Source organism: Frankia sp. AgB32 (genome assembly GCF_023243045.1).
In the GTDB taxonomy this organism is placed as follows: Bacteria; Actinomycetota; Actinomycetes; order Frankiales; family Frankiaceae; genus Frankia.
Genome location: NZ_JALKFX010000006.1, coordinates 113,509 through 115,027, shown reverse-complemented (window position 1 = coordinate 115,027; position 1,519 = coordinate 113,509). Strand labels below are relative to the sequence as shown.

The window sequence follows — 1,519 nt, the reverse complement described above, 5'->3', positions numbered from 1 at the left end:
GGGGGGGGGGGGGGGGCCCCGGGGGGGGGGGGGGGGGGGGGGGGGGGGGGGGGGGGGGGGCGGCCCCCCCCCCGGGTCCAGATACCAGCTACGCGGGTCGTCGTTCATCGCGGGGCTCCTTCCAGTCTGCGGTTCCGATGCCGCCGGCTTGGCTGGGGGCCGCCGCGGAACCTTCGGTTGTGAAGATGTGCGGTCGGTGATGTGGTGCTCCGGGCGCGTCGCGCTCGGGAAACCGGGGGAGACGGGGCCGCTTTCAGCAGCCGCAGCTCGGGGTGCGCTGGCGGTTGAGTCGCCGGACCGGCCCCGCCGGGGAGGCCGTCGCGGCGGGGCCGGCGATCCGGGACCCCGACGTCGGGTCGGTCATGGCCGTGTCGGCGCAGGTGAAGGTGAGCGCGTAGCGGGTCGACGGGGTCAGGCCGAAGCCGAGGTGGACGACCCCGCCCGTGGAGCCGTACATCTCGTTCAGGCCGCAGTTGCCGGGCTGCTGATCGAGGACCGGGTTGAGCCCGATGCCGAACTCCCAGACGACCCGGTAGTTGTCGTCGGCGGAGTAGAGCTTCTCCAGCGCGTCGACGGCCGGCTGGCCGGCGGCGCCGAGCGCCGTCACGCCGGTCACCAGGCCGTCGGCGAGGTCGAGCAGGACGGTGGCGGAACGCAGGACGTCGAGGTCCGCGAAGATCCGGGCCTGCTCGTCGAGCACGGCGGGATCGTCACCGCGGTGCACGATGGGGGCGCCGCGCAGGGCGATCCGGCCGTCGAGGGCGAGGCGCCGCGTGGCGTCGAACCGGTAGAGGCCCGTCGGCGCGGCGCTGGCCTCGCCGGACGGGGCGATCTGCTGCTCGCCCGCGGACAGCGCGCCGGCCTGCTGGTTCCACTCGTAGTCGCCCGAGATGCCGAACCGGGCCGAGGCGCCCGCCGCGGGGCTGGTGAGCAGCACCTCGTCGACGTCGCCCAGGGCCTCGAACAACCGGTCGGCGCGGGCCTCCAGCGCCTGCGGGTCGGTCCGCTCGACGACGTCGAGGAAGTAGCCGACGTGGGCGTCGGTGACGGGCGTCGAACCGCACGGCATCACCGAGATCCGCCGGCCCGGGCCGAGCTGGGCGGGATCGGGGGAGACGAGGAAGCGGTCGGGGCAGACGACGAAGACGTCCGCGTCGGCCGGCAGCGCGGGAAGAGCGTCGGCCAGGGCCTCGTCCGCCGCCAGGGTGTGGTGCAGCACGGTGCCGTGGCGGCTGCTGGGGGCGAGCTCGAACTCGGCCGCCCGGTCGGCCTGGGTCAGCAGGCAGAACACGGCGTGCGGGCCGGCGAACTCGCGGTGCAGGTCGGGACGCACGAGGAACTGTGCCATGAGGACCACCCGGGGCGACGAAGCTGGACGGCGGGACCGGGACCGGGAGGGGCAGTCGACCGGCGGATCGGGACGGATCCACCACGGGCGTCGGGGGCGGGCGTGGGGGGGGGGGGGGGGGGGGGGGGGGCGCCGCGCCCCGCCCCCCCCCCCCCCCGCGCGCGCCGCGGG

1 protein-coding gene is annotated in these 1,519 nt (G+C 76.6%); it reads right to left on the bottom strand.

Annotation, left to right across the window (positions count from 1 at the left end; genetic code table 11):
- Positions 1-253 precede the first annotated feature (253 nt).
- Positions 254-1,348 carry a M29 family metallopeptidase gene (locus MXD60_RS03640; protein WP_248817504.1) on the bottom strand — a complete coding sequence of 365 codons (1,095 nt, stop codon included), beginning with the start codon at positions 1,346-1,348 and terminating at the stop codon, positions 254-256.
- Positions 1,349-1,519 lie beyond the last annotated feature (171 nt).